This is a genomic window from Shewanella sp. 11B5 (genome assembly GCF_002836795.1).
Lineage (GTDB): Bacteria > Pseudomonadota > Gammaproteobacteria > Enterobacterales > Shewanellaceae > Shewanella > Shewanella frigidimarina.
On sequence record NZ_PJAP01000005.1, the window covers coordinates 1 to 1,005 of the forward strand.

Below are 1,005 nucleotides of genomic sequence, written 5' to 3' on the forward strand. Positions count from 1 at the left end.
TGAAGACCAACTTGTTGATATACAGTCTATTGCCAACGATAATATCGTCCGCAAAGTCTGTGGCTTTAGCGTGGTTTATTACGATATTCCACGCGGTAACATTGCCGCATATTACCCAGAGACGAATCCACTGGTGTCAATCAACAGCGTCGGAATTGGCTCTTACACCCCAACCTCAAAATCAATCCCAGTGGTTATTACTGCATCAACCAAACAGGTGATTAGCGTGGCTCAGGTATAAGTAACCTAAACTCGGAATAACAATACTCAAACGATGTTGCCCTAGCGCATTAGCGCTGGGCGACTAAATCAGCCAAAACTTGTTTATACGCTTCAACTGGATGCGCGCCAGTTAATGCACTCGATTGGTTAAAAATGACCGTGGGCACACCCGAAATACCGAGTTGCTGCCAATGGGCTTCTTTGGCGCGAACCTGTTCAGCCACTGCTGCGTTATCAAGTAAACTTATGGCTTCAGCGGCATTAATACCCACCGCAATGAGTTCAGCGGTCAGCACTTCACGGTTTGAAATATCTTTATGTTCGGTAAAAAAGGCACTGAATAAACGCAGTTTAAGCTCAGTTTGCTTACCCACTTCTTTAGCGTATTCCAACAGCACATGAGCGTCTAAAGTGTTAACCATTTTCATCTGTTCAAAATAGTCAAAAATAAAGCCATGTTCAGCCCCCTGTTGGGCAATGTTAGCCCGTGCACGAACGCTACCTTCTGGGGTTGTGCCGTATTTTCTGGCTGAATGCTCACGCAGGTTTTCACCTTCAGCAGGCATGTTAGGGTTAAGTTCAAATGGTTGCCACTCAATCTCAACTTGATCTTGAAGCCCAAGTTCATTTATCGCCGCTTCTAAGTGTTTATAACCAACGATGCACCAAGGGCACACAACATCTGAAATAATATCGAGTTTAATCTTTGCTGTCATTTGGTGGTCCTCATCTGTTCAAGTGCGTTTTGTTCACTAAAACCTGATAAAAAAATACCAATGCCAT

At 44.1% G+C, this 1,005-nt stretch carries 1 protein-coding gene and 1 pseudogene; one reads left to right on the forward strand and one right to left on the reverse strand.

Annotated elements, in window-relative coordinates; all coding sequences use genetic code 11:
* Nucleotides 1–241 (forward strand): annotated as a pseudogene (locus CXF78_RS00060) (CbbBc protein); the annotation flags it as partial.
* A 49-nt stretch (nt 242–290) separates the two neighbouring features.
* Here the strand turns inward: CXF78_RS00060 and CXF78_RS00065 are convergent.
* Nucleotides 291–938, reverse strand: coding sequence for a DsbA family oxidoreductase (locus tag CXF78_RS00065; protein WP_102035646.1), 648 nt, complete (start codon nt 936–938; stop codon nt 291–293).
* Between the last annotated feature and the right edge of the window lie 67 nt (nt 939–1,005).